Source organism: Prevotella sp. AM34-19LB (assembly GCF_003468525.1).
Lineage (GTDB): Bacteria > Bacteroidota > Bacteroidia > Bacteroidales > Bacteroidaceae > Prevotella.
This window is the reverse complement of record NZ_QSIG01000111.1, coordinates 1-1,562: the sequence shown is the minus strand read 5'-3', so window position 1 is coordinate 1,562 and position 1,562 is coordinate 1. Positions and strand designations below refer to the sequence as shown.

1 protein-coding gene is annotated in these 1,562 nt (G+C 43.1%); it reads left to right on the top strand.

Going from position 1 to position 1,562, the window contains the following annotated elements; all coding sequences use genetic code 11:
* Positions 1-416 precede the first annotated feature (416 nt).
* A complete protein-coding gene (locus DW830_RS15385) occupies positions 417-1,397 on the top strand; it encodes a two-component regulator propeller domain-containing protein (RefSeq protein ID WP_158573529.1) in 981 nt (326 codons plus the stop codon).
* Positions 1,398-1,562: the final 165 nt, after the last annotated feature.

Sequence of the window (1,562 nt, the reverse complement as noted above, 5' to 3'; positions counted from 1 at the left end):
ATGGTGGCTACATATTGATGTTGTGCTGTTGCTTTTTACTGAAAGCTGCTACTAACGACTCATAAATCTACCCTTAATCGTGTATTGGATGATAGTTGCGGATTTTAGGTATTATACTGTTTATGTAAAAAATGTAAAGTGCCGCCTTCGCTCTCGCCAAGGCAACTTTTATTGCTTCACAATTGCAAAATTCGGTCTTTTTTATCATATATTAGGGAAAAATTCGAGAAAATAAGGGAAAAATTCGGGAAAAAGCTGTAATTTTGTACCCAAAATACAAAGAAATACTAATAATCGAGATGAGAACAATATATTTGATACTGACTTTTGTGTGCTGCATCATTGCTAAAGCGGAAACATTTCCATACCGCAGCATTGCATCTTTTAACATTTCGCCAGCGTCTGAAAGCCATTGCATGATACTAGATAGCGAAGGAATGATGTGGGTGGGAACCAATTCCGGACTCAAATCATACGATGGCTATACCGTGAAATCGTACAAATCGAATGCTCTTTCTCCTGGTATTCTTCCCAACAACGACATCCGTTCCATGGCAGAAGACCACGAGCACAATCTCTGGCTGGGAACCCGAAACGGTCTGGTAAAGATAAACCGGAAGACTGGCGTTTTCAAGACCTATTTCCTGCCAAGCGAAGATCAGAGAATCATCTACCATCTCTTTGTTTCGAGAGATGGTACACTCTGGGTTGGTACAGATGGAGGATTATCTTATTTCAATCCGGAAAATGAATCCTTCTATACCTATACTTCCAGGAATGCCTGGCGCATCGATGAAAACGGAAAGAAACAGCGCCTCAATTCTTTCAGCGTAAAATGTGTAGCTGAAGACAAGAATGGCGACCTTCTCGTCGGCACCTGGTCTTCCGGACTGATGCGTCTGAAACGTGGCAGCAACGTTTTCCGCAGCTACCCGAAGCTGAATGACATAAATTCTGCCTACTCGCTCTTTTTCGACAAGAATCATCATCTCTGGGTAGGAACCTGGGGATATGGAGTGCTGTGCATCAGCAATCCGGACAATCTGAAGAATCCGCAATATCATCAATATCCATACGCCACCAACAACTTCGACATCTTCTATAAATTCGTAGAAGACCCTATCACCAATACTCTATGGGCATGTACCAGAGAAGGTATCTGCTATTTAGATGAAGACCAGCCGCAAGCAGGCTGGAGCAAATATACCCAGATTGGCAACAACCGACTCATCTACTGCAATGACATCAGCACGGATGGAGCGGGAAATATCTGGCTCTGTACGCAGAATGATGGAGTTCTACAGATTACCACCCCCCCAGCCCGTCCGAGAACGGCCGTTTGGGGGTGTATCATAGAGGGCAGAACCGCTATCACGACTCCACCTAAGCCCCTCTAAGGCATATCTTTTTTCATCTTAAAATTTTAGTTTATGTTAAACAATTCGTCATAAGGGCTTAAAATGGCCGATATGAACACTAATAGAGCGTGTTTTTCGATGGTATTGATCCCTACAGGTCATTATCCAAGAGAAGCAATCAAAGCAGGTACACCTTTGAGAGAT